Raw genomic sequence first — 22,821 nt, 5'->3', positions numbered from 1 at the left:
AAAGTGGCTGAAGAAAAAAAGGAGGTGATATTGTGCGTGTAAGTACCAATCTTTTATATAGCCAAAAAATGAATGGAATTTTTGGCTCCCAAGCTAAATGGATGCAGTATGGTGAACAATTATCCACGGGGAAACGAGTCATCAACCCATCGGATGATCCATTAGCGGCTTCGCAGAACATTATGGTGGCTCAATCTGAGTCGCAGAATCAGCAATATGTGACGGCGCGTATTTTTGCCAAGAACACGATGTCAACCCAAATGGACACTATCGCCAGTGTTGGATTGGTGACACGGAATGTTTTTGAAACCTTAGTCGCCGCTGCGGATGAACAAAGCGATCACGATCGCGCCTCTTATGCCCAGCAGTTGGAGGGACTAAAACAGCAATTGCTGAACCTCGGCAATAAAACCGATGGCAATGGCCGCTATATTTTTGCCGGTTATAAAACCGATGTTCCCCCTTTCGAAGCGGATGACAATGGGAAAGTTAGCTACAAAGGTGGACATGAAGCCATCACCCAAAGGGTGGATGACAATCGTTCCATGGTTATCGCCCATACCGGGCAGGAAGTCTTTTTATCAACCACGTCCAATCCGATTCCTGATGCAGAATCAGATATTTTTGCCGCCATTGATCTGGCGATTGAGGGTCTGAGAAAACCCTTTACGGAGGCCAGCGAAGCAGAAAGAGATGAATCAACGAAGTTGATTGACAAAGCTAACCGAAGTGTACGTAATAGCTTAAATAACTTCTCTTCGGCGGAAGCGGTGCTGGGACTACAGCTTCAAGAAATGGAGCAACTGGATGCGCTGGCCGGTGAACGCAGCATGGCCAATAAAGTTCGCATGGGTGAGTTGATGGATGCAGATTTGGTGTCTACTATTTCTGGTTATTATCAGGAACAGGCTGCACTACAGGCTTCCTATAAGGCTTTCACTGACTTAAAAGGCATGTCGCTGTTTGAGATGTATCGCTGATTAAGTGTATTAGCTCAGATTTGGCCTGATAGTTACCATTTTTAAAGTGTCACTGTCAGCCTGGATTTGAGCTAACTTATTCTCAGTCCAACTCTGTTTTCCATCAAGCAATGTCACCATTGGTGTTCTCCCACAGTACATCTTTCCCTTGCGGCATTTCGATTATTTCGAATATTGCTCGTTTCTTTTATTTCGATTAAAATGGATTTTGCAATATATAGAAATAGAGAGGAGAAATGCAATTATGACTACGACCACTTTACCCAATATCCAGTTACCAGATACACAAGAAAAAGAGATTGCGCAAAAAAGTTATCGCGATTTGTCGGCATTGTTGGCTACAAAGTTTGAGGCGCGTCATTTCACAATTAAAAATGACGAAAAGGAAGGACAATCAATAGAGGTTCCTTCTTCTGCGGTAAAATTACTCGTCGAAATCTTGGGCGAACTTGCCTGCGGGAATGCAGTACAGATAGTTCCTGTTCATGCTGAACTGACTACTCAAGAAGCTGCCAATATACTTAATGTATCACGGCCACATGTTGTTAAATTACTTGAGGATGGCCAAATCAAATTTCATAAAACAGGACGTCATCGGCGGATACGTTTTGCAGATCTTATGGCTTTCAAACAAAAGCGTGATGCTGATGCAATGTTAGCAATGGACGAATTGACAAGCCTTTCACAAGATTATGGTATTTACTAATGACACATTCACCCTATCCTGTGTTACTGGATGCGTGTGTACTTTATCCAGCAAGGCTGCGAGACTTGTTAATGCACCTCGGTCTATGCGGCCTTTATCAACCCAAATGGACAGTTGATATTCATGAAGAATGGAAACGAAATCTTTTAATTAATAGATCAGATTTAACCGTTGAGCAGCTTAATCGCGTACAAATGCTCATGGATAGAGCATTACCAGATGCTAATGTTATTGGATATGACTTGTTGATCCCGAGTATCAATTTGATCGATAAGAATGATCGCCATGTTCTTGCTGCTGCAATACAGGCGAATGCCGAAATCATCGTTACGTACAATCTAAAAGATTTTCCGGCAGATTATCTTTCTACTTTTGGCATTGAAGCGTTTCACCCAGATGATTTTGTATCAGATATAATAGATCTTAATCATGCAATATCCCTACAATCCATTAATAATTTACGAAATTCATTGAAAAAACCGCCATTAACAATTGAGGAATTTCTCGCGTCTTTATCCCAAATAGGGATGGCTAAGACAGTTAAAGCATTGGAAAGCTATAAATTTATGTTATGAAAAATTATCATCGGCTAATTATTTTGTATTAGCTCTGACTTGGCCTGACAGTGACCCATTTTTTAAAGTGTCACTGTCAGCTTGGATTTGAGCTAAATACTTTTCAGCCCAAATCTGTTTTTCATCAAATAAAGAAATAAGGGATTATTTATTTCCGTACATCCCATAATCACGGATAATGGCGGCGACTCTCAGGTGATAATCTGCAAAGACGCCATTACGCCCTAATATCTGCGCTTCCTGGTGTTGGCTATTCTCTCTCCACTGCTTTATCGCTTCTTCATCGCGCCAGTAAGAGAGTGATAAATATTTATTGTTATGGTTGATACTTTGAAAACGTTCGACGGAAATAAAACCCGGAACCGAATCCAATAATGGTGTGATTATCGCCGCAGCATCAAAATAATGCTTACTTTGATTCTCTGCGATTTCAACTTCAAATATGACCGCTAACACTTTCGTCTCCTTGAGTAATAAAAAAACCTAAGATATCTTGTTGAAAACCCACTCACTTCGACAACCACCGAAATATGGATGAATTTAATCTTGAGGAAAGCGTTGCTGCCCTTGCAGCGGTACTGGCCGACCGTACCCGCGCCCGTATGTTGTTTTTGATGATGGATGGACGTGCTTATACCGCGACTGAATTAAGTGCTGCCACCGATGTTGCCCCGTCAACCACCAGCGCTCATCTAAATCGCTTGGTAGAGAAAAAGTTAATTGACTGTATTAAACAGGGGCGGCACCGTTATTTTAAGATTCAGAGTAAAGAAGTCTCACAGCTACTGGAAAATATGATGTGTTTTGCCAATGGTGAGCATCAAGATATTGCCAAAATTTCTACACCCCAATCTCTGCGTTTCTTCCGGACTTGTTATGATCATATGGCGGGAGAAATTGCGGTAAAAATCCACGATAGTCTACTGACAAGCCATTGGATAACGGATAAGTATGAATTAACGCAAACGGGAAAAGACTTTCTGTTTTCTCTTGACATAGACTGTAATGCAGCATTTTCCGCACGGCGAAAATTTGCCTGTTCTTGCCTTGACTGGAGTGAACGGCATTTCCATCTGGGTGGGTTTTTAGGGGCATCGTTGCTTGATATTTTTCTAACGAAAAAATGGGCGGTTAGGCAATTGGATAGCCGGGAACTGGTATTAACAGAATCAGGAAAGCGGGTGCTTAAACAGAAGTTTGGTGTGGAATAGATGGCGGAATATAGACAGCTATATTTAGGAGCAATGCCAGTGTAATGTGAAGTTTATTGGCGATAAACTCTGGTCGAACTGTTATCAGCTACTTAATGACTAACCAGATATAAAAAAAGTTATAGTAGAATAATTAACAAATAATATTCTGGCGGATATGATTATTGAATATTTTGCTTTCCATACATAAAAAACATTGTCTGGCAATGGGATAACATCTATTTGGGATAAATTAGTGCCCGGTCTTCAGCCAATACCTGAAATCAGTTAGAAAAACTTATACTGCTTGCCTACGGGAATGCAAATTTATAGCGAATTTTGAAACTACATCAATGAGGATAAATAAAATGAAGCGATTCGAGGATAAAGTTGTCATTATTACTGGCGCAGGCAGCGGCATTGGCGAGGCGACCGCAAAGCGTTTTTCACAAGAAGGCGCTATTGTTGTCTTGGCCGGGCGGGATACAGATAAACTTAACCATGTGTGCAGTGAATTGTCATCGGACAAAACGCTCGTGATCCAGACCGATGTGGCGAATCGGGAATCGGTTAACAACATGGTGGATGAAACGGTCAGGCATTTTGGACGGATAGATATTCTGGTCAATAATGCAGGCTTGTATGTTGTTGGTGATTTATTAAGTGTCTCTCCAGAAAAGGGCGATGAAGTGCTGGCGACAAATCTGAATGGGGTACTTAATTGTAGTTATTCCGCCTTGCCGCATTTACTGAAAAGTCAGGGATGTATTGTCAATAATGCGTCTGTATCGGGGTTGGGCGGTGATTGGGGAGGGGCACATTATTGCGCAGCAAAAGGCGCGGTGGTCAATGTGACCCGTGCGATGGCACTGGATTACGGCGCTCAGGGCGTTCGTGTTAATGCCGTGTGCCCAAGTTTAGTGATGACGCCGATGGTTGCCCGTTTCGACGATGAAACGTTGCACTATTTCGATAGCCGAATCTCGTTAAAGAGAGCGGGGCAACCTTCCGAAGTGGCCGCCGCCATTGCCTTTTTAGCCAGTGATGATGCCAGCTTTATCAATGGAGTGAATTTGCCGGTTGATGGCGGTGTTAGCGCATCCAATGGCCAACCCAATTTTAATTAGCCCGATATTTCACTGACAATCACCGCCATACGGTCGAACATTTCACTAAATAATCGTTCAGTAAATGGCACCAGCAGTGGGAACAACAGAGAAAGCGTGAAAATTCCCACTGTCAGGGTCAACGGAAAACCGACCACAAATACAGAGAGCTGTGGTGTCATGCGGTTTAAGATCCCCAGCGAAAAGTTCAAGACCAGAAGCAGGGTAATCATTGGCATTGCCAGCATCATGCCATTGACAAAGATCAGGCTGGCACTTTGGGATAACAATAAAAAACCTTTCGGGTTCAGTTGCGTTGATTGAATAGGGATGGAATAAAACGTATCGGCCAGAATCGATAATAGCCATAAATGCCCATCAAAAGCCAAGAACAGCAGCATCATCAGCATATTGAGAATACGGGCTAAAATAGGCATATTCGGGCCACCCGTAGGATCAAAAAATGTGGCGAATGAAAGCCCCATCTGTAAACCGAGGACTTCACCGGCATGACGTACGACGGCAAAGGCGATCTGCATGGTCAATCCCAAGGCCATACCAATCAAGACTTGTTGTATTAAGACCCAAATTCCGGCCACAGAAAAGACCGGAATTTGAGGGGAAGGCAGCGTTGGAACGAGTACAGCGGTGATAAAGAATGCCAGGCCAAGTTTAACTTTTATCGGTATCTGTTTTTCACTGAAAATAGGGGCTGTACTGAACAAGGCTAACAGGCGCACCAATGGCCAGAAAAAATCACTGACGAGGCGGGAAAGGGTTTCGCTGTCAAACGGGATCATAATTAACCGATAATAGCCGGAATGCTGCTAAACAGCGTGCGCATGTAGTCCAGCAGCAAATTGAGCATCCACGGCCCGGCGATGACGATGGTCACGACAACGGCCAAGATTTTCGGAATAAACGATAAGGTCATCTCGTTTACCTGAGTTGCTGCCTGTAATAAGCTGATGACCAAGCCACAAACCAAGGCAGATAAAAGGAGTGGGGCAGCCAGTGCCAACGCCACTTTCATTGCCTCAACACCGAGAGCCATTACCGATTCTGGAGTCATAATTTCCTCAAACCGCTTTTTGATCTTTGTTCTTTATTGTTCTTTAAATATCAGGCCGTTGGCTAGACATAAAAACTTTGTGCCAGTGAACCCAGCAATAATTGCCAACCATCGACCAAGACAAACAGCATCAGTTTGAACGGCAGTGAGATGGTGGCCGGCGGCACCATCATCATCCCCAACGCCATCAAGACACTGGCAACCACCAGATCGATAATCAGGAATGGAATAAAGAGGGTAAAGCCGATCTGGAACGCGGTTTTCAATTCACTGGTAATAAAGGCGGGAACCAGCACGCGCATGGGAACTGAATCCGCCGTTTCAAATGCTTCTTGATTGGCAAGACGGGCAAACAGTGCCAGATCATTTTCCCGTGTTTGGCGTAACATAAATTGGCGCAGGGGCTGGGCACCCTGATCCAAAGCGACTTCCAGCGTGATTTTATCTTCACTGTAGGGCAGGTAAGCGTTTTGATAGACCTTATCAAATACCGGCGCCATGATGAAAAAAGTCATAAACAGCGCTAACCCCAGCATCACTTGGTTAGGCGGCGCGGAAGGGGTTCCCAGCGCATTGCGCAGTAAACCCAGTACAATAATGATGCGGGTAAAACTGGTCATCATCAGCAGGGCAGCGGGGATAAAGCCCAGTGCCGTGATGAAAATCAGGGTTTGAACCGGCAATGACCAACTTTGTCCGCCATTGGCTAAAGGCTGGCTGATGATACCCGGAAACTCGGCCGCCGCGTTCATGGGGAACAGCGGCAGCAGGAGTGCCAGAAACAGCGCCATCAAACGCATTACCCATTGCTTACCGGTCATTCGATTGCCTGTCATAAAAAAAACGCTATTTTTCATCATCGTCCTTGTCATTCTTGCGCTTTCGCTGGAGCGTATTTTTTAGCATCTGACCAAAGGGCAGCGATTTGGATGCGCACTTTTTATCCACGTTATCCACGTTATCTGACGGTGCAGGCATTTGGTGCAGCATCGTGATCTGTTGGGAAGTGACCCCCAAAACCAGCCAATTATCTTCGACTTCGACCACTACAACCCGCTCTTTCGGCCCAAGGGAGCAGCTTGCCTTAACGTTCAGCAAACGATGATTTTTGCTTTTCGCAGGGGCAAAACCCAAACGGCGAATGAGCCATGTCATAAAGAAAATCAGCAATAAAATACCGCCCAAGGCACTGCTGACTTGTATCAGCGATTGGCCGGCCGGCAGGGGGTCATTGCTTGTCTGTTTGATCATGCTTACAGGTGCAGCATCAGATGCCGCACCCGGTTGAAAAGAAGCATGAACGGAAGGCGGGTTTGCCATCATCGTTAACGACTCAAGCGACGCATACGCTCAGAAGGCGTGATGATATCGGTGATACGAATACCGTATTTATCGGAGACCACCACCACTTCCCCCTGTGCGATCAAATAACCATTAATCAGAATATCCAACGGTTCACCCGCCAATCCATCAAGGGGAACAACCGAGCCTTGTGACAGTCTCAAAAGTTGTTTGATGGTCATTTTGGTACGGCCTAGCTCAACCGAGAGCTTGACGGGAATATCCATGATCAGATCAATATCGGAGAGTTGGGCTAACGCATCCTGTGCATCCAGATTCTCAAATATTGACGCGCCGCTGTCAGAGGTTTGCTGTGCGGCCTGTTGTTCCAGCGCTTCTGCCCACATAGCTTCAGTCGAGCTGGTATCTGTAGGTTGTTTAGCATCACTCATTGGGCTTTTCCTCATCCAGAGCCGTTAAAACAGGGTTAATCAGGTGTTCAACACGCAGGGCATATTGCCCGTTCAGTGTTCCATATTGACTGGTGAGCACCGGCACACCATCAACGTGAACGATTAAGCGTTCAGGTTTTTCAATCGGCAAAATATCGCCTTTTCTCAATTTAAGGATCTTTGATAGCCGCAGGGGAATATCAACAAAGTTCGCCACCAGTTCTAATTCTGAATGCTGAACTTGCTTCACCAGACTGTCACGCCACTGGCTCTCTTCCTGACGCACATTTTCCACCGGCGGATTGGTCAGGCGTTCGCGCAAAGGCTCGATCATGGCGAAGGGAATACAGATATTGAATTCTCCGGTCAATGCACCAATCTCGACCTGAAACGGGGTCGTCACCACGATATCGTTCGGTGAAGTGGTGATATTGGTGAATTTCACCTGCGTCTCGGAACGCACGTATTCCACTTCAAGTTTAAAGATGGAATCCCAGGCGTCGCGATAGGCATCCAGTGCCAGTTTCAGCATCCGGTTAATGATCCGCTGTTCGGTATAGGTAAATTCACGGCCTTCCACTTTGGTTGGAAAACGGCCATCACCGCCAAACAGGTTATCCACGGCGATATAAACTAAGCTGGGCTCGAAAGCGAAGAGTGCGGTTCCCCTCAATGGCTTTAAATGAACCAGATTGAGGTTGGTCGGCACGGCCAGATTGCGGGCAAATTCGTGATAAGGCTGAACCTTGATGGCACCGACCGTAATATCCGGACTGCGGCGCAACATGTTAAACAGCCCCATCCTGAATTGGCGGGCAAAACGTTCGTTGATGATTTCCAGTGACTGCAAACGTTCGCGTACAACACGGCGTTGCGTATTGGGATCGTAAGGACGAACCTCATTTTCTCCAGACGCGGTTTGTTCTACGTCATCAGCAGAGGCACTGTCACCATTGAGCAGAGCATCAATCTCTGCTTGTGAAAGAATATTGTCACTCATTGTGATTATCGCAGAATAAACGTAGTAAATAATACATCGGTGATTTCCTGATCGGGTTCACCGGGTATGAGTGTCGGGTGTAGTGTCTGTTTGATCTCTGCCACCAAACGCATTTTGCCGTCATCTTTTGCCAGATCGGTCGCTTTCTGGCGAGATAATAACAGCAACATACGGCTACGAACTTCTGGCAGATAATCATGGAAGCGCTGACGGGTTTTGGGGTCAGTTAAACGTAATGTGATGCCAACATACAGCACGCGATCAAAGTGATCTTCGTTGTCGATCAAATTGACCGTAAAAGGCTCCAAAGTCATAAATACGGGTGTATCAATAGCTTTGGTTTTTTCTGAACTGTTATTGGCTGACTGGCTCATTACCCACCAGCTATACCCTCCAATGGCAGCACCAAGAACAGCAATCAGTATTAACAGTATCATCCAAATTGGATTTTTGCGTTTATGCTCGTAGCTATAATCAGACATGGACAAACAAGTTCCTGTTTTCTGTTGCGAATAAGTCCCCGCGCATTCCGTGGCGGAGCCCTTATCCATCAAAATCGATCCCAATTATCCCGCGTCTTTGTTCCGGCAATGGCCGGAACAAACGGAAAAAAAACCATTAACTCACACGTTTGTTATCGACTTTTTTTCGTTAAGCGAAATGGGTTAGGCAAAATTCGTTAGGCAAAAGTATCAACCCCTCCGCGAGCCGAGGTGAGTTGTTGGGGGGTTACCCGGATAGCGGATGGATGAGAAACTGTCATCTCTGTTGCAGCCGTTGAATCATGCCCTTGCGTTTCGGCATGGGAACGGGAATGGTTGTTCGGGTTATTGGCAAAATGCTGTTGTTGAGGGTTGCCTTGGGGATCACTGTTGACGCTGCTTTGCGCCAGTTGAATGCCATTTTCAGCCAGCGCATGGCGTAATCCCGGCAATGCCGCTTCCAGAGCCGCACGAACATGCTGATGAGCGGAAACAAAATGCAGTTGTGCCTGATTGTCTTCAACGCTCATGCGGATATGCAGCGCGCCCAGTTCTTGGGGATGCAGGCGAAGTTCTGCTTGTTGCAGGCCATGACGGTTAAAAAACAGCACATGCTGATTGAGCTGTTGCTGCCACTCTTCGCTGCCAAGATGGGCATTCAATAACGGTGCCGTTGTGCTGTGCAGTTGAAATTGTCCCGCCGGGGGTTGTCCGGCTGAAAGCAGGGACGGGGTTGCTAATAGCGCAGGTGAATCGACAGGCGCTGTTTCTGCTGTGGCGGTTGCCAATGCAGGCGCGGCCTGAATTGCGGTCTGGAACAGGTTTGGCTCTTTGCTATTACCTGAAATATTATCCGAAATAGCGGAAACGGCATTTTTGAGAACCGTACTGTCAGATCCGGCTTTATTTTGGGTAGCAAGACGGCTGGCAGCCAGCTTGATTTGTCCGGCGAGCGGGGCTAATTCAGATTGAAGATTAGTAGCAGCCTCGTTCTTATTGGTCAGGGGCGTCTCTTGTTTGGCATGTTTAGCAACAAACTGAACATCTTCATGTTGCTCACCGGCTTTAGCGCGTTCTGCAAGACGGGGATCAATGAGCCGGCTGTCTTTAATATTGTTATCCAACTGCGTACTGACAGGGCTGTTTTTGCTATCCAGCCCGGCATTTTCTGACAATGTATTTTCCAACGACTCATCGCCCACCCGTCCATTGGCGTTTTCAGGAACGACCGCGGAATTGGCCTGAGGGGGCAACAGCCCGGCAAGCTGGATGGGGATTGCCGCACTTAATGCTTCGGCTGATAACAGATCGTCCTCTTTCAATACCGCAAATTCAGCGCGGTTTTCCTGCTGTACCGCCTCTTCCGCCTGCGATTTATCCTTGACCACACGGTGATCTGACTCGGTTGTTACCGGTGACTGGCTCTTTTCTGTTGTTTTATCAAAAGCTTTATCAGAGGCCGATTTTTCCCCTTTCAGGTTATTTTTATCCGTTTGGGCAGAAGGCTTCCGCATAGCGGCGGTTTCTGCATTGAGCAGTTGCTCGAATTGAGAAGAAGGGTTATCGGTCACGGACTTATTCAAAACCGGCTGACCTTGGTTCGTGATGTTTAAATCTGTAGGCAAAAGAGTGAGATTCATAGTTTCATTCTCCGCTGTGCACCGCGTTGTGCATACTCGTCCATTTGTTTTTGCTCCATGCGATTTTGGTGTAACTTCAAATTATGCTCCGCCCGCTGTTGCAGTGTGTCGAAGGCGTTCAGGCGCTGCTGTTTTTCCTGCCATTGCAACATGGCTTGCTCAAGGCGTTTTTGCCATTGATGGAGCTGTAACTTATGCTGTTCAATGGCCATTTCCAGCGTTTTCATAAATTGCTGATAGTTTTGCCAGGTCGAGCAGGACATGCCGCTGCTGAGGGTGTCATTCAAACGGGTACGATATTCATCCTGATAATCCATTAACGCCGTGAGTTGTTGCTCCATTTGCTGGTGACTTTGCCGAATGCGTGCCAGTTGTGATGCTGCTTTTTCTGCGGCATCTTGTGCCAGTTCGCGCAAAGTCATAAGAGGGGAGTGTTGTTGCATGTATATCCTCGTGTTAATCACCAACCAGACATCAGCGTGACTGAATGACATCCATCGTTAAACTATATTGGCATTGGCTAAACTATATCGGCACGTTATCGATAAACGTTATACCCCTCGGCAAAGTTATTTATTATTCCGGCAGAAGATAGCTATGCCGGCAATAATTGTTGAAGCTGATTACAGGCCGTATCGTACTCACTGCGCTCGTCAATGCCTTGTTGCAGGAACTGGGCCAGATGCGGATAAAGCTCAATCGCCCGATCAAGCAGCGGATCACTGCCCGCAGCATAGGCACCAACGTTGATCAAATCCCGGTTGCGTTGGTAACTGGAAAGCAACTGCTTGAAATGCTGGACGCGCCGATAATGGCTATTGTCGATCAGTGCGGTCATGGCACGACTGATGGAAGCCTCGATATCAATGGCCGGATAATGACCCGACTCCGCCAGTGAACGCGATAGCACGATATGACCATCCAGAATCGCGCGTGCCGCATCGGCAATCGGATCTTGCTGGTCATCGCCTTCTGTCAGCACGGTGTAAAATGCCGTGATGGAACCGCCGTCACTGACACCATTACCCGCTCTTTCGACCAGTGCCGGTAATTTGGCAAAGACAGAAGGGGGATAACCTTTGGTTGCCGGCGGTTCACCGATAGCCAGGGCAATTTCACGTTGCGCCATGCTGTAACGGGTCAGGGAATCCATAATCAGCAGGACATGTTTACCCCGGTCACGAAAGTCTTCGGCGATGCGGGTCGCGTAAGAAGCGCCCTGCATTCTCAGCAAGGGCGACACATCGGCGGGCGCAGCGACAACCACAGAGCGTGACAATCCTTCCACATCCAAAATATTTTCGATGAAATCCTTAACTTCACGGCCACGTTCACCGATCAATCCCACCACAATCACATCGGCTTGGGTATAACGCGCCATCATGCCAAGCAGCACGCTTTTACCGACGCCGGAACCGGCAAATAATCCCATGCGCTGCCCACGGCCGACGGTCAGCAGGGCGTTGATGGCACGAACGCCGACATCCAGGACATGGCTGATGGGGGTTCTTTGCAGGGGATTGAACGGCGTTGTAGTCAGGGGAGCGCGATAGCCGGTATCTGGGGCAGGTAAACCATCAAGGGGACGCCCTGCACCATCCAGAACCCTGCCCAGTAGTTCAGGCCCCAGAGGCAAGCGCCGCCCGCCTCCTGCATCTTCGCCATAAGAGCGGGCATAGACGCGGGCACCCGGCACAATGCCTTCCAATTCTTCCAGTGGCATCAATAACAGTTTTTCGCCATTGAAGCCGACGACTTCACTTTCCACTTCTTCAATCGCGTTGCCATTTTGCCGCTCGATCAGACACGTCGCGCCGAGCGGCAGATGTAAGCCCGTGGCTTCCAGCACCAATCCGGTGGCGCGAGTCAGACGCCCATAACGGCGTACTTTTGGGGTTTTTTCCAGCCGCTTTCCCAACGCATCCAAGGTTGCCAGCCAGCGGCCAAGTCTTGCGGTCATCACAATTCTCCCGCCGCGGCCAGACGGCACATTTCATGCCAGCGGGTGGCTAAACTGGCGTCCATATCGCCTTCATCCGCCGTGATTTTACAGCCGCCCGGATGGAGTTTGTTGTCAGCAACCAAACGCCAGCCGTGCAGGGACAAAACGTCCCCCAGTTGTTGCTCGACCAGCGGAATGTTTTGTGGATGCACCCGCAATTGGGGTTTTCCGCTGAACATCGGTTCTTGCTGGATAAATTCGCGGATTTGGCTCAGCAGGGCAGTGCCGTCACAAACCGCGGGCTGCCCCAGAATATGATGGGCAGCGGTCAGTGAAAGTTGCATCAGGCGGGAAGCGATAACGGTATCCAGCCCATCCAGTGAATGGCTAAAGTCCGCCAGTAAGGCTTTCCACTGTTCAATAATCACTTGCTGTTGCTGTTTAGCTTCCTGCAAACCTTGTTCCAGCCCGGCTTGCCGGCCTTCCTGAACCCCTTGGTCATAACCCTGCATCTGACCTTCTGCAAAGCCCTGCGCATGACCGGCCTGGCGAGCCTGCTCTTTCAGCTCGTCCAGCACTCTGGCCTGTTCCAGCAACCGATCTTGTTCGCTCGGTTCCTGTTCCTGAGTGATGGGTTCCAGTTTTGCCCGCAGCGTTTCCCACTGAGTCAATTCACCCGGCAGCCACGGCCGCCAGTTCCCGTTATTTGACTGATCAGACATAGGTATCGTCACCACCGTTTAGGATCATTTCGCCACTTTCTGCCAGACGACGAACAACCAGCAGGATGGTTTTCTGTTCAGCTTCCACTTGCGACATCCGGACAGGACCACGATTGGCCAAATCATCGCGCATGATTTCAGCCGCACGTTGCGACATATTGTTGAGGAAGTGATCGCGTAATGCCTGATCGCAGCCTTTCAATGCCACCAGCAAGGAATCGGTTGAAACTTCCTGCAACAGACGTTGAATACTGCGATCGTCCACGCTGATAAGGTTTTCGAACAGGAACATTTCATCAATAATTTTCTGTGCCAGTTCGTTATCGTAGGAACGAACCGCTTCAATAACCCCTTCTTCCTGCTGGCTTTTCATCAAGTTGATGATTTCAGCCGCCGTGCGGATACCGCCCATCTTGCTGCGTTTCAGGTTCTGACCATCCAGCAAGGTATTCAGGACTTCCGTCAATTCCGCCAGCGCAGAGGGCTGCACGCCACCGAAAGTAGCGATACGCAGCATCACATCGTTGCGCAGGCGATCATCAAACAAGGCGAGGATATCGGCGGCCTGACCACGGTTCAGGTGAACCAAAATGGTGGCAATGATCTGCGGATGTTCATCGCGGATCATATCGGCCGCCATTTGTGGCTCCATAAAGTTGAGGGTTTCGATACCCGTCGTGGTGTCACGGGACTCAAGAATATCCTCCAGCAAGCTGGATGCGCGTTCTTCGCCCAAGGCTTTGATCAGGACGCTGCGCAGATAGTCGTTGGCATTGATGCTGAGGGCAGTGAACTGCCCCGCATCTTCTTCAAACTCTGCCAGCACGTCAACCAGTTGCTGGTTGGAGACTTGTTTCATCCCCGCCATTGCAATACTGAGTTGTTGTACTTCGCGGGAATTCAGGTGTTTGAACACCTCGGCCGCCTGATCTTCTCCCAGGGTCATTAACATGACGGCACTTCTTTCTGTTCCGGTCAGGCTCATTGTTCGTTACTCATCCATTGGCGGATCACCAGCGCGACGACGCGAGGATCTTTTTCTGCAAGTTCACGGATACGCTGGCTTTGCAGTTCAGCATTGACACGTTGGCGAGCCATCTGACGACGCATTTTTTCGTCCAGTTCCGCATTGGTTTCTGTTTTCTGTTTCAACTGATTCTTTTGCGCATCCAGAGCGGCTTTCTCCGCAGCCCGTTTTTTGGCGATTTGTGGCACGATCATCTTACGCCACAATAGCCATGCAACCAGAATCAGCAGTAACCAACGACCCGCTTCCAACAATTTCTCCAGCAGGGCAGGGTGCTGCCAGAATGGCAACGGCTCTAACACTTCGGCGGTGTCATTGAACGGGGTATTCACTACATTCAGGCTATCGCCGCGGTCAGCAGAGAAGCCCATGGCTTCACGGGTCAGTGCTTCGATCTGTGCCAACTGTTCTGGTGTCAATGCCTGGGTTTCAGCGCCTTTTTCGCCCTGAACGGTGGCATAGTTAACCACCACCGCAACCGAAAGACGCTCTACTGTGCCGGCCTGTAATTGGGTATGGCGAATGGTGCGATCTACTTCATAGTTGGTGGTTTCGTCATAACGGTTATTGCGGTTGTTACTGACCATACGCTCGTAGCTATTGTTTTTGTTAGCATTATTATTGCGCGGTTGGTCAGGTTTTTCGTCACCGTTGCCTTTGGCAGTCGGTTTTTCAATCGGGGCACTTGGTGCGGCATTGGGTTGGTTTGACAATGCGCCCGGCACACCTCCGACCAAGGGGCCGCCGCTTTGCTCGCTGGTACTGCTCTGCTTGGAACGAACTGCCGCCTGATTCGGTGGCTGGTTAGGCTTATATTCTTCCGCCGTTTCTTCACGACGGGAGAAATCAACTTGTGCCGTGACCTGTGCATGCACATTACCCCGGCCAACCACCGGTGCCAGAATAGTTTCAATGCGATGCTGGAAACGATTTTCCACTTCCTGTGTATATTTTAACTGAGTGGTGTTCAAATCGCGGCCGGTGGCATCGCTCTGTGTCAACAGGTGCCCGGATTGATCCACAATCGTGACATTACCGGCGGGTAAGCCGGCCACACTGCTTGAAATCATGTGCACGATGGCATTGATTTGTCCTTCATCCAGCACACGGCCTTGCAGCAGTCCCACCGTTACTGAGGCGGATGGCGCTTTTTGTTCACGCACGAACAACGAAGGTTTAGGTAAAGCCAGATGGACGCGGGCACTCTGAACCGGGCCGAGTGATTCCACGGTACGCGCCAATTCCCCTTCCAGCGCGCGTTGGTAATTGACCTGCTCACTGAACTGGCTGATCCCGAATTTTTCTTTATCCAATAGCTCGAAACCCGCCGCTCCCCCTTTCGGCAGCCCTTGCTGTGCCAGTTTCAGGCGCGTTTCATACACTTTTTCGGCAGGTATCATGAGCGCGGAACCGTTTTCGGTAAAACGATAAGGCACGTTCATTTGGGTTAATTGCGTAACGATCTCGCCGCCATCCTTATCACTCAGGTTGCTGTAAAGCACCCGATAATCGGGGCTGCGCAACCAGAGAAACAGGGCGACGACGATAGCGATGGCAGCGGAGCCAGCAACTAATAGCGGAACTTTTGGATCAGCTTTTATCCTGCTGATAATAGCGTTGAACCCTTTGTTTTCAACGTCAGTTGTTGCTGCACTCATAGACGATCCTTGCCTTGCTGGTCAACATGAATACTAAAAGCGTGGCGTAACAAAACAGACTCCCCATACGCAAGCGAAAAGATTCTTCCTATTATTAATCTCACCATTATTCGCTTTTCACACCTCTTTTAATGGCACAATAAGCTTCGAATTTTGACTTCAATTACCCGCTTTAGTTTAGAAAGGCTATGTTACGGTGGCAGTCGTGGAAAACTGCCAACACAGCCTGTGGTTAATATGGCACTTAATCCCATAATCAATAGGGTGATTTAACGCGAGGTTTTTATGTCAATTCCGGCAATTGAAGGTGTACTGCAACAGATGCAGACTCAGGCATTGCAAGCAGCCAACACGGCTAAACCGATGCCAGTACAGGGCGGTTTTGCCAGCCAACTGACGGCCGCCGTAGAAAAAATAAACCAAACACGCTTAGACGCGGCCAAGCAGGCGCAAAATTTCACGCTGGGCGCGCCGGGTGTGGAACTCAATGATGTGATGGTGAATATGCAGAAATCGAACATTTCCCTGCAAATGGGGATTCAGGTGCGAAATAAGCTGGTTGGCGCGTATCATGAGATCATGAATATGCAGGTGTGATTGTTGCTATAAATGACGGATTAGTGCCTAACCCCAAGCCACGGATGGATAAACATTTGTAAAAATCATTGCACGATAGATGAAATAATATACAATGTAATACAAATGTAATGACATAGGGCAATACTATGAGCACTATCCAAATAAGAGTAGATGAAGAGCTTAAGAAAAGTGCATATCAAGCATTTGAAAAAATGAACCTGTCCCCCTCTGATGCCTTGCGGCTCTTTCTGCGCTATGTGGCTGAAAATGAGAAACTGCCATTTACAGAAGTCTCCGTGATGGTCTCAGAGCAAGATGAGGATGAGGACATTTTGGAAGTGGTACGCGATCGCCTAAAAAATCCTGCCAAACGAATTCGGGTAAATCTCGATGAAATTTAATGTTGAGTTTGACGAACGTGCATTAAAAGAATGGCAAAATTTGGATAACAGCATTCGTGAACAGTTTAAAAAGAAGCTAAAAAGTTACAGGAAAATCCGTATATCGAGTCTGCCAGATTGCATGGTGACTTAGCTGGCTGTTTCAAAATAAAACTTCACTCTTCGGGATTTCGCCTTGTTTACCAGGTGATAGATGAAGAAATAGTGATATGGGTGATTGCTGTAGGTAAAAGAGAAGGTTCCAAAGCCTATAAAATAGCCAGTGAGCGTATTATGCGCTGATAGCAATAATCTAAATCCAATGAGGCCGCATTTGCGGCCTTTTTACATCCAACAACCTCACTTCGGTGGGGTTTTCTTTTTATAGGTACTTATTATGGCGATTGAAGAATTCAAATGGCGAACGCCAATGGAAACGTTACTTGTATTATAGTTTTTTTTGCATCTATACGCAATTAACTTGAAGATGCAGGAATTAAAGTTTGGAAATTATCCGTCAGCCGAGTAGTCAATTCCTGTATTTTTTCGGGGAAGGTGACATGAAAAAAATGATGAAATGTTTCACGGAAGGTTTTTACATCCGGGAAATAGACATTGTTACGTATCTGTTCATTCGCGTACTTCCATAATCGCTCTATCGGATTGAGATTCGGGCTGTAAGGTGGCAGATAATGTAACTCGATATTCAGAACCTCGGCGAAAAATTTCACGATTTCAGAACGGTGGTAACCGGCTCCATCCAGAATAATATGAATTTTTTGTGAAAGCGGATACGTTTCCCGGATGGCACCGAAAAACAGGACGACATTTTTGGCGTCAATCGTCGGATATTCACGAATAACGGTCTCTTCAATCCGTTGCAAATTGAGTGCCCCCATGAGATTGAGGCGAGTACGGCTTCCTGTTGTTTCAACCACTTTGACATGCTCTCTTCCGCGTTTCATCCAGCCATAACTTAATTTTGTGGATTGGGTAGGATGCGTAGCATCAATAAACAAAATCGGCTCATGCTGACCACATTTCGCTTTCAGCGCGTTGTAGGCCTCAATAAATTGTTGCTGTTTATCCGCGTCGAATTTATGCGGTGTTCCCATCGGCTTTTTGTAACTGAACCCTTGACGATGGAGCCATTTTGTCATTCCAGCGATGGTGAAAGTCACCTGCCAGCGTGCCCAGACATAACCAACGATTTGCGCGGTGGTGTGCATCAAATTTGCCGCCAGATATTCAACAAGTTCTGCCGTTTGTTCGGCAGATAAACGGCTTTCAGAGCCGCCATTTTCAGGGGCAAGTTTTTCTTCAGAGAAGTAATCTTTCAGATGGCGACTCACCGTACTTTCATGAATACGCAAAGCCTGGGCAATCCAACCTTCCGATGCCAAAAGTACGGCCTTGATGCGGTCACGCACACGCCCATCACGAGTGGTGTCGTGCATCAATTCGAGGGCGTCTTTTTGGGCATTTGTCAGGGTAATTTTCATGGACACAATCTTGATCTGATATGAATGAAAAATCAAGCAACTTCAATTACGATTGGTATATAGCATTAATGGCTATTGATCTGTTTAATCCTGACTTACTGCCAAGTGAAAAGGGATTTTATGAGATCGCTTTTTTCTTGTGTTTATTCGGTTCCATTGTGGTACAAAAAATATTAGGGATATGGAGCATATTAAATCACCAATAAAAAAAGACGTCAACACGCCCTAGAACCTGTAACTAAAAGTATTTTTTCGTTCATCATTATCCTATTTAGTCGTATTATTTGACAAATCTAACTTGAAATAACCAAATGAGATTGCTATTAGCATATCACTATACACATGTCAGCCACCTACAGAAACGTACTTTGTTACCCATAAACTATGTCACTCTATACTGAATTAAATTACTTGAAGGGTAATAAGGTGGAAACACCTGTAAATGAAACTGTGGGATTGGGAGTGACTTTCTAAATATCGCCTGGCGATAAATGTTGATTATTGTGCAACTCACGACTCAGGTGTAGCACAATAATCCAAATTCTTATCTACAGAAGAAAATTCTATTTTATGAATGGATAATATCGCAATGATAAATATGTTATTTATATAGTTTGTTAACATTACTCACCCTTTAATTAAAAATAATATGTGATGATAATATCTCCTGTTAATTGCCTCAAAGGTTCGCCACTATCATTTGTTGGTTAATTTTTTGTTAAAAATTATAGATAAGTTATCTTGATTGTTTGCAAATTATAAATACAATAAAGTGCCGAATTAGATTAACCCAAAAAACGATAGTGGCGAATTGACACCGCCCAAAAGAAAAAATAAATGACACCATTAATCAGAGTTAGGGTTAAATGGAATCACTGTTACCTTTGTTTATTGATAGCTATTTTGATTCCGTTGTCGTCAACTCCATTTCATAATTACTGACAGGGAACTGTCCATAGGTATCATGTAAGCGTTGTTTACAGCTTTCCTGTTTAATCAGGTCGCTGAGTTCATTTAACCTTCTTTGCAACAATCTCTTAGTTTCTTTTTCATTATCCAAGACAGTTTGCAAAATTTTGGTCAATTGCTGCTGTAATGAAATAGGGGTGTCTGCATTTTCTGATAGTGAAGTCACCACTTCGACTGCCTTCAGATAAGTGATCTCCATATCAATAAGATCATCCCATTTTTCATTTCTGGCTAAATTAATCATTTGCTCACTTAAACTAAGGATCCGCTGATAAGCTGACAAAAGATCCATATCATTTTTCATTCAACAATATCCTGACTGGCGTTGTAATGAGGACCTATTTGCCGCCAAGCATCTGAAATCTCGGTAAGTAAATCAATCACTTCGGTAATGGCCTTCTCATCATTGCGTAAATTGGCATGGAGTAAACGGCGACTCATATAATCATATAAAGCAAAAAGATTCTGAGCAATCTCACCGCCTTTTTCGAAATCTAATCCCTCTTTAAGACCATTATCAATGATATTGATTGCCTTTGAAATAGCTAAACCTTTTTCCGGGATATTACCCTGCTGCATCAGAATAATTGCACGACGCAGGGCGCTGAGCGCCCCGTTAAACAATATCTGAATCAACTGATAGGGAGAAGCATTCATAATTTCGCTCTCAAGATCTACCTGAGCGTATAATTGGCTTGCCGAACGTTGATACATTAGTGTCCTTTTATTATCTTAAAAGTTGGAATAGGGATGAACTTGCCTGATTCATTGAAGCCGCAAGTTTCTCCAGTTCGGTAAATTGTTTTTTATAGCGCTCCATGGTGGCATTAATGCTTTTATTGGTTTGTTCCACCTGGCTTTCTAATTTTTTCAGGCTCTTATTGATCCCTTCTTTGGCGGTGGCAATCGTCCCTTCGTGACTATCCAACGTTTTCTTCAAAATATTAAAGGTCTGGGTGGCAAAACCGGTTTTTTCACCATCTCCCATAAAGAAAGCCTTAACGTTGGCGGGTTTCTCTTTGAGGTTTTTTTCCAGTTTTTCATTGCTGATTTCCAGCGTCCCATCCAATTTCTGTTTAATGCCCAATTTATTCAATGTGGCAATATCATCAACTTCTTGTGCGGTAATAAGCTGATGTCTTAGCTGATTTTGAATACTTTTTAATGTACTGTCACCGAGCAGGGCGCCATTGTCTTTTGAAGCCGCTTCCCCTTTTCCGACGGCAGTGAATTTAGTCAGCGAGCCAAAAGTGGTTTGTAATTCATTATAGGCATCCACCCACTTTTTAATCGCCTCTTTCATGGGTTCGATATCGCGGGAAACGATCAGTGTTTCTGATTTCACCACGTATTGTTCTTCGGGTTTGCCATCTTTCCCCGGAACTTGTTCTTTAACTTGTTCCGAAACCTTTTTCAGATTCAGCGTGACGCCTTCCGGGGCATCTTTGATCTCATTGGTCTGGCGCTCAATCTCAATGCCATTGACGGTTAATTTTGCATTGGCCGGAGCCATCATCTCTGTCATGGCACCGGAAGCGCCCCCTTTATCATCAGACTGATAGTTCAGCAGGCTATTTAGCGTGTCATCACCCTGAACCTTAATCGTCATCATGGATTGTGTGCCGGCTTTTTTGGAAGTCAGGATCAGATAGTTTTCATTATCGTTCCCTTTCATGATGTTGGCACTGACATTACCTTCTTTTTTATTAATGGCTTCACGAATTTCAATCAGGGACGTTTCATTATCTTTCAGGGAAATGAGCATTGGCTCATTTTTTTCACCAGGTTTATCGGGGACACCGGGCTGCGTGATAATCAGGGTACGGGTGCCTTTACCCGCTTCTCCCAGCGGTTTTTTTGCATCAGGAAATGCCTCGGAACGCAGGGACTGCGATCTTGCAAGCTGTTTGACTTCAATAACATAATTACCCGGACTGGCTTTGGAATCCGTGCTTGGGGTAAATGTTTTATGATCTTCGCTGGTTTTAGTGGTATTGAGTTTATCGAATTTTTTCAGTTCTTCGGAGGCACTCTTGAATTTTTCCAGACTGCCTTTTAATGAACCAAAACCGGTCAGCTTGGCTTTATAACTTTTTTGCTGCTGTGTTAATGGTTCTAAACGTTTACTTTCTGCTGCCTGAAGTTGATTCAGTATAGATCCCATATCCATCCCGGATCCCACTGTGGAAATGCTGGCCATATTGACTCCTTTTAATAAAAAGCATCACTGGAGAGGTTATCGGACTCATTTGGGAAAAGTTTACTGAAAAAATGATTTTTTTGATGGAGAGAATAATTGCTGGGAATAGGCGCTGTTTGGCTTATCGGGGAAAACAACGAAAAAAAGGAAAAAGTTTTTGCAAGAAATATTAAAGGTTCTTTTTTAACAGCCGATAAAACTGTTGGCGGTAATGAACACCGTGGGCAAACAGGCCCAAACTCAATATATCGATTTGATTTTAAAAAGGAACTCTACCATGGCATCAGTCATCAATACTAACTATTCCGCTCTACAGGCCCAGAACAACCTGAACCGTTCTCAAGGTGTTCTGACTAATGCTATTGCGCGCTTGTCCTCTGGTTTACGTATTAACAGCGCGAAGGATGACGCGGCGGGTCAAGCGATTGCCAACCGTTTTACGGCTAACGTTAAAGGTCTGTCTCAGGCATCCCGTAACGCCAATGACGGTATCTCCATTGCCCAGACCACCGAAGGTTCGCTGAACGAAATCAACAATAACCTGCAACGTATTCGTGAGCTGTCTGTTCAGGCACAAAACGAAAGCAACTCTGCAAGCGACAAAAAATCTATTCAGGATGAAGTTAAACTGCGTCTGGAAGAAATTAACCGTATTTCTGAACAAACTCAGTTCAATGGTGTGAAGGTACTGAGTCAAGATAGAAAAATGACTATTCAGGTTGGTGCTCATGATGGCGAAACTATCGAAATTGACCTGAAAGAAATTAACAGCAAAAAGCTTGGCTTAGCGAAGTTTAGTGTGACTCCTAGTGCCCCTCATGCTGATAATAAATTAGAGAAACCAGCAACAGGCGCCGCTACGAAATTTGATTTCACTGAGGCAAAGATTGCTGGTTTGAATCTAAAAGACATGGAAGTACATCATGCAGTTGATAAGGATGGTAACGAAGATAAAACAAAATATGTATTACAAGGTGTTAATGCTAAAGGTGAGACCGAATACCACTCTGTAGCTGTTAATGGTGCGGATGGTAAATTAAGTACTCCTACAAAATTGGATGCTACAGAGCCTACTGCTAAGCCACTGGAAACTTTGGATGCAGCTCTGTCTAAAGTTGATACACTGCGCAGCTCCCTGGGTGCAGTCCAAAACCGTCTGGAATCCACCGTTAACAACCTGAACAACACCGTTAACAATCTGAGCGCGGCACGCAGCCGTATCGAAGATGCTGACTACGCAACCGAAGTCTCTAACATGAGCCGTGGCCAGATCCTGCAACAAGCGGGTACTGCGGTACTGGCGCAAGCTAACCAGATCCCACAAACTGCGATGTCCCTGCTGCGTTAATCGCTATTTT

General features: G+C 46.2%; 28 protein-coding genes and 1 pseudogene. 11 read left to right on the top strand and 18 right to left on the bottom strand.

The annotated features are described in order from the left end of the window. Window positions 1-32: 32 nt before the first annotated feature. The 3 genes from flgL (at window position 33) to XDD1_RS10710 (ending at window position 2,261) form a co-directional block, all read left to right on the top strand. Window positions 33-980: a flagellar hook-associated protein FlgL gene (gene flgL / locus XDD1_RS10720; RefSeq protein WP_045971072.1), complete on the top strand. Its 948-nt coding sequence runs from the start codon at window positions 33-35 to the stop codon at window positions 978-980. Window positions 981-1,224: 244 nt separating this feature from the next. Continuing rightward, window positions 1,225-1,686: a helix-turn-helix domain-containing protein gene (locus XDD1_RS10715; protein WP_045971070.1), complete on the top strand. Its 462-nt coding sequence runs from the start codon at window positions 1,225-1,227 to the stop codon at window positions 1,684-1,686. Beyond that, entirely contained in the window at window positions 1,686-2,261 is a 576-nt protein-coding gene (locus XDD1_RS10710; protein ID WP_045971068.1) for a PIN domain-containing protein, read from the top strand. The genes XDD1_RS10715 and XDD1_RS10710 overlap by 1 nt, the downstream gene beginning before the upstream one ends. 144 nt (window positions 2,262-2,405) lie before the next feature. Here XDD1_RS10710 and XDD1_RS10705 read toward each other — a convergent pair whose 3' ends face one another. After that, complete coding sequence (locus XDD1_RS10705; RefSeq protein WP_045971066.1) at window positions 2,406-2,717, bottom strand: antibiotic biosynthesis monooxygenase family protein; 312 nt, start codon at window positions 2,715-2,717, stop codon at window positions 2,406-2,408. Window positions 2,718-2,791: 74 nt separating this feature from the next. Here XDD1_RS10705 and XDD1_RS10700 point away from each other — a divergent pair, with 74 nt between their 5' ends. Both XDD1_RS10700 and XDD1_RS10695 read left to right on the top strand, forming a co-directional pair. Next, window positions 2,792-3,472, top strand: coding sequence for an ArsR/SmtB family transcription factor (locus XDD1_RS10700; RefSeq protein WP_045971064.1), 681 nt, complete (start codon window positions 2,792-2,794; stop codon window positions 3,470-3,472). 347 nt (window positions 3,473-3,819) lie between these two features. Further along, the gene (locus XDD1_RS10695; protein ID WP_045971062.1) at window positions 3,820-4,578 is read left to right on the top strand and encodes an SDR family NAD(P)-dependent oxidoreductase; all 759 of its coding nucleotides are present in this window, start codon (window positions 3,820-3,822) and stop codon (window positions 4,576-4,578) included. Here XDD1_RS10695 and fliR read toward each other — a convergent pair. The 13 genes from fliR to fliF all read right to left on the bottom strand — a co-directional run bounded on the left by fliR (window position 4,575) and on the right by fliF (window position 15,833). Further along, window positions 4,575-5,357, bottom strand: coding sequence for a flagellar biosynthetic protein FliR (fliR, locus tag XDD1_RS10690; protein WP_045971060.1), 783 nt, complete (start codon window positions 5,355-5,357; stop codon window positions 4,575-4,577). The two genes, XDD1_RS10695 and fliR, sit on opposite strands and share 4 nt — an antisense overlap. A gap of 2 nt (window positions 5,358-5,359) precedes the next feature. Further along, complete coding sequence (gene fliQ, locus XDD1_RS10685) at window positions 5,360-5,629, bottom strand: flagellar biosynthesis protein FliQ (protein WP_045971058.1); 270 nt, start codon at window positions 5,627-5,629, stop codon at window positions 5,360-5,362. 62 nt (window positions 5,630-5,691) lie between these two features. Then, window positions 5,692-6,429: a flagellar type III secretion system pore protein FliP gene (gene fliP, locus XDD1_RS10680; protein WP_148885917.1), complete on the bottom strand. Its 738-nt coding sequence runs from the start codon at window positions 6,427-6,429 to the stop codon at window positions 5,692-5,694. A 46-nt stretch (window positions 6,430-6,475) separates the two neighbouring features. Beyond that, the gene (fliO, locus tag XDD1_RS10675) at window positions 6,476-6,952 is read right to left on the bottom strand and encodes a flagellar biosynthetic protein FliO (RefSeq protein ID WP_045971056.1); all 477 of its coding nucleotides are present in this window, start codon (window positions 6,950-6,952) and stop codon (window positions 6,476-6,478) included. 2 nt (window positions 6,953-6,954) lie between these two features. Beyond that, window positions 6,955-7,362, bottom strand: a complete 408-nt coding sequence (gene fliN / locus XDD1_RS10670) for a flagellar motor switch protein FliN (RefSeq protein WP_045971054.1) — start codon at window positions 7,360-7,362, stop codon at window positions 6,955-6,957. Next, window positions 7,355-8,362: a flagellar motor switch protein FliM gene (fliM, locus tag XDD1_RS10665; RefSeq protein WP_045971052.1), complete on the bottom strand. Its 1,008-nt coding sequence runs from the start codon at window positions 8,360-8,362 to the stop codon at window positions 7,355-7,357. Before fliM ends, fliN begins: the two co-directional genes overlap by 8 nt. 5 nt (window positions 8,363-8,367) lie before the next feature. Further along, entirely contained in the window at window positions 8,368-8,844 is a 477-nt protein-coding gene (gene fliL / locus XDD1_RS10660; protein WP_045971050.1) for a flagellar basal body-associated protein FliL, read from the bottom strand. Between the two features lie 197 nt (window positions 8,845-9,041). Next, entirely contained in the window at window positions 9,042-10,484 is a 1,443-nt protein-coding gene (locus XDD1_RS10655) for a flagellar hook-length control protein FliK (protein ID WP_045971047.1), read from the bottom strand. Continuing rightward, on the bottom strand, window positions 10,481-10,927 hold the full coding sequence (gene fliJ, locus XDD1_RS10650; protein ID WP_045971045.1) for a flagellar export protein FliJ: 447 nt from the start codon (window positions 10,925-10,927) through the stop codon (window positions 10,481-10,483). The genes XDD1_RS10655 and fliJ overlap by 4 nt, the downstream gene beginning before the upstream one ends. A 152-nt stretch (window positions 10,928-11,079) precedes the next feature. Beyond that, window positions 11,080-12,444 (bottom strand): flagellar protein export ATPase FliI, encoded by a 1,365-nt coding sequence (fliI, locus tag XDD1_RS10645; RefSeq protein WP_045971043.1) that lies wholly within the window; start codon window positions 12,442-12,444, stop codon window positions 11,080-11,082. Then, window positions 12,444-13,148 (bottom strand): flagellar assembly protein FliH, encoded by a 705-nt coding sequence (gene fliH / locus XDD1_RS10640; RefSeq protein ID WP_045971041.1) that lies wholly within the window; start codon window positions 13,146-13,148, stop codon window positions 12,444-12,446. The genes fliI and fliH overlap by 1 nt, the downstream gene beginning before the upstream one ends. Beyond that, window positions 13,141-14,133, bottom strand: coding sequence for a flagellar motor switch protein FliG (gene fliG / locus XDD1_RS10635; RefSeq protein WP_045971039.1), 993 nt, complete (start codon window positions 14,131-14,133; stop codon window positions 13,141-13,143). Before fliG ends, fliH begins: the two co-directional genes overlap by 8 nt. After that, window positions 14,130-15,833: a flagellar basal-body MS-ring/collar protein FliF gene (gene fliF / locus XDD1_RS10630; RefSeq protein WP_045971037.1), complete on the bottom strand. Its 1,704-nt coding sequence runs from the start codon at window positions 15,831-15,833 to the stop codon at window positions 14,130-14,132. The genes fliG and fliF overlap by 4 nt, the downstream gene beginning before the upstream one ends. Before the next feature lie 285 nt (window positions 15,834-16,118). Here fliF and fliE point away from each other — a divergent pair, with 285 nt between their 5' ends. The 3 genes and pseudogenes from fliE (at window position 16,119) to XDD1_RS10615 (ending at window position 17,095) form a co-directional block, all read left to right on the top strand. Continuing rightward, on the top strand, window positions 16,119-16,430 hold the full coding sequence (gene fliE / locus XDD1_RS10625) for a flagellar hook-basal body complex protein FliE (RefSeq protein ID WP_045971035.1): 312 nt from the start codon (window positions 16,119-16,121) through the stop codon (window positions 16,428-16,430). 128 nt (window positions 16,431-16,558) lie between these two features. Then, window positions 16,559-16,813, top strand: coding sequence for a type II toxin-antitoxin system RelB/DinJ family antitoxin (locus tag XDD1_RS10620; protein ID WP_045971033.1), 255 nt, complete (start codon window positions 16,559-16,561; stop codon window positions 16,811-16,813). Then, a pseudogene (locus XDD1_RS10615) lies at window positions 16,803-17,095 on the top strand (type II toxin-antitoxin system RelE family toxin). Before XDD1_RS10620 ends, XDD1_RS10615 begins: the two are co-directional and overlap by 11 nt. A gap of 173 nt (window positions 17,096-17,268) precedes the next feature. Here XDD1_RS10615 and XDD1_RS10610 read toward each other — a convergent pair. Further along, window positions 17,269-18,294: an IS630 family transposase gene (locus XDD1_RS10610; protein ID WP_045971031.1), complete on the bottom strand. Its 1,026-nt coding sequence runs from the start codon at window positions 18,292-18,294 to the stop codon at window positions 17,269-17,271. A gap of 20 nt (window positions 18,295-18,314) precedes the next feature. Between XDD1_RS10610 and XDD1_RS10605 the strand changes: the two genes are divergently transcribed. Beyond that, window positions 18,315-18,500 carry a YiaA/YiaB family inner membrane protein gene (locus XDD1_RS10605; RefSeq protein ID WP_045971030.1) on the top strand — a complete coding sequence of 62 codons (186 nt, stop codon included), beginning with the start codon at window positions 18,315-18,317 and terminating at the stop codon, window positions 18,498-18,500. A 692-nt stretch (window positions 18,501-19,192) separates the two neighbouring features. Here the strand turns inward: XDD1_RS10605 and fliT are convergent. Genes fliT through fliD form a run of 3 tightly spaced genes read right to left on the bottom strand, consistent with a single transcriptional unit; the run spans window position 19,193 to window position 21,463 of the window. Then, complete coding sequence (gene fliT / locus XDD1_RS10600) at window positions 19,193-19,567, bottom strand: flagella biosynthesis regulatory protein FliT (protein ID WP_045971028.1); 375 nt, start codon at window positions 19,565-19,567, stop codon at window positions 19,193-19,195. Then, a complete protein-coding gene (fliS, locus tag XDD1_RS10595) occupies window positions 19,564-19,977 on the bottom strand; it encodes a flagellar export chaperone FliS (RefSeq protein ID WP_045971026.1) in 414 nt (137 codons plus the stop codon). Before fliS ends, fliT begins: the two co-directional genes overlap by 4 nt. A 13-nt stretch (window positions 19,978-19,990) precedes the next feature. Continuing rightward, on the bottom strand, window positions 19,991-21,463 hold the full coding sequence (gene fliD, locus XDD1_RS10590; protein ID WP_045971025.1) for a flagellar filament capping protein FliD: 1,473 nt from the start codon (window positions 21,461-21,463) through the stop codon (window positions 19,991-19,993). Between the two features lie 96 nt (window positions 21,464-21,559). Here fliD and XDD1_RS10585 point away from each other — a divergent pair, with 96 nt between their 5' ends. Further along, window positions 21,560-21,763 (top strand): hypothetical protein, encoded by a 204-nt coding sequence (locus XDD1_RS10585; RefSeq protein ID WP_045971023.1) that lies wholly within the window; start codon window positions 21,560-21,562, stop codon window positions 21,761-21,763. Next, a complete protein-coding gene (locus XDD1_RS10580; RefSeq protein ID WP_045971021.1) occupies window positions 21,741-22,811 on the top strand; it encodes a flagellin FliC in 1,071 nt (356 codons plus the stop codon). The genes XDD1_RS10585 and XDD1_RS10580 overlap by 23 nt, the downstream gene beginning before the upstream one ends. Window positions 22,812-22,821 lie beyond the last annotated feature (10 nt).

It is taken from the genome of Xenorhabdus doucetiae, assembly GCF_000968195.1.
Classification (GTDB): Bacteria; Pseudomonadota; Gammaproteobacteria; order Enterobacterales; family Enterobacteriaceae; genus Xenorhabdus; species Xenorhabdus doucetiae.
The sequence above is the reverse complement of the archived record's forward strand: the minus strand, read 5'-3'. Positions and strand labels throughout refer to the sequence as shown.

What these genes read in the sequence shown, in the direction of transcription:
- XDD1_RS10620 (WP_045971033.1), top strand. Translation starts at nt 16,559, where the DNA reads ATGAGCACTATCCAAATAAGAGTAGATGAAGAGCTTAAGAAAAGTGCA.
- XDD1_RS10610 (WP_045971031.1), bottom strand. Translation starts at nt 18,294, where the DNA reads ATGAAAATTACCCTGACAAATGCCCAAAAAGACGCCCTCGAATTGATG.
- fliN (WP_045971054.1), bottom strand. Translation starts at nt 7,362, where the DNA reads ATGAGTGATGCTAAACAACCTACAGATACCAGCTCGACTGAAGCTATG.
- fliP (WP_148885917.1), bottom strand. Translation starts at nt 6,429, where the DNA reads ATGCGTTTGATGGCGCTGTTTCTGGCACTCCTGCTGCCGCTGTTCCCC.
- fliT (WP_045971028.1), bottom strand. Translation starts at nt 19,567, where the DNA reads ATGAAAAATGATATGGATCTTTTGTCAGCTTATCAGCGGATCCTTAGT.
- fliD (WP_045971025.1), bottom strand. Translation starts at nt 21,463, where the DNA reads ATGGCCAGCATTTCCACAGTGGGATCCGGGATGGATATGGGATCTATA.
- fliG (WP_045971039.1), bottom strand. Translation starts at nt 14,133, where the DNA reads ATGAGCCTGACCGGAACAGAAAGAAGTGCCGTCATGTTAATGACCCTG.
- fliL (WP_045971050.1), bottom strand. Translation starts at nt 8,844, where the DNA reads ATGTCTGATTATAGCTACGAGCATAAACGCAAAAATCCAATTTGGATG.
- fliJ (WP_045971045.1), bottom strand. Translation starts at nt 10,927, where the DNA reads ATGCAACAACACTCCCCTCTTATGACTTTGCGCGAACTGGCACAAGAT.
- XDD1_RS10715 (WP_045971070.1), top strand. Translation starts at nt 1,225, where the DNA reads ATGACTACGACCACTTTACCCAATATCCAGTTACCAGATACACAAGAA.
- fliI (WP_045971043.1), bottom strand. Translation starts at nt 12,444, where the DNA reads ATGACCGCAAGACTTGGCCGCTGGCTGGCAACCTTGGATGCGTTGGGA.
- XDD1_RS10695 (WP_045971062.1), top strand. Translation starts at nt 3,820, where the DNA reads ATGAAGCGATTCGAGGATAAAGTTGTCATTATTACTGGCGCAGGCAGC.
- fliH (WP_045971041.1), bottom strand. Translation starts at nt 13,148, where the DNA reads ATGTCTGATCAGTCAAATAACGGGAACTGGCGGCCGTGGCTGCCGGGT.
- fliS (WP_045971026.1), bottom strand. Translation starts at nt 19,977, where the DNA reads ATGTATCAACGTTCGGCAAGCCAATTATACGCTCAGGTAGATCTTGAG.
- fliE (WP_045971035.1), top strand. Translation starts at nt 16,119, where the DNA reads ATGTCAATTCCGGCAATTGAAGGTGTACTGCAACAGATGCAGACTCAG.
- XDD1_RS10605 (WP_045971030.1), top strand. Translation starts at nt 18,315, where the DNA reads ATGAATGAAAAATCAAGCAACTTCAATTACGATTGGTATATAGCATTA.
- XDD1_RS10655 (WP_045971047.1), bottom strand. Translation starts at nt 10,484, where the DNA reads ATGAATCTCACTCTTTTGCCTACAGATTTAAACATCACGAACCAAGGT.
- fliM (WP_045971052.1), bottom strand. Translation starts at nt 8,362, where the DNA reads ATGAGTGACAATATTCTTTCACAAGCAGAGATTGATGCTCTGCTCAAT.
- fliR (WP_045971060.1), bottom strand. Translation starts at nt 5,357, where the DNA reads ATGATCCCGTTTGACAGCGAAACCCTTTCCCGCCTCGTCAGTGATTTT.
- XDD1_RS10710 (WP_045971068.1), top strand. Translation starts at nt 1,686, where the DNA reads ATGACACATTCACCCTATCCTGTGTTACTGGATGCGTGTGTACTTTAT.
- fliF (WP_045971037.1), bottom strand. Translation starts at nt 15,833, where the DNA reads ATGAGTGCAGCAACAACTGACGTTGAAAACAAAGGGTTCAACGCTATT.
- XDD1_RS10580 (WP_045971021.1), top strand. Translation starts at nt 21,741, where the DNA reads ATGGCATCAGTCATCAATACTAACTATTCCGCTCTACAGGCCCAGAAC.
- fliQ (WP_045971058.1), bottom strand. Translation starts at nt 5,629, where the DNA reads ATGACTCCAGAATCGGTAATGGCTCTCGGTGTTGAGGCAATGAAAGTG.
- fliO (WP_045971056.1), bottom strand. Translation starts at nt 6,952, where the DNA reads ATGATGGCAAACCCGCCTTCCGTTCATGCTTCTTTTCAACCGGGTGCG.
- XDD1_RS10700 (WP_045971064.1), top strand. Translation starts at nt 2,792, where the DNA reads ATGGATGAATTTAATCTTGAGGAAAGCGTTGCTGCCCTTGCAGCGGTA.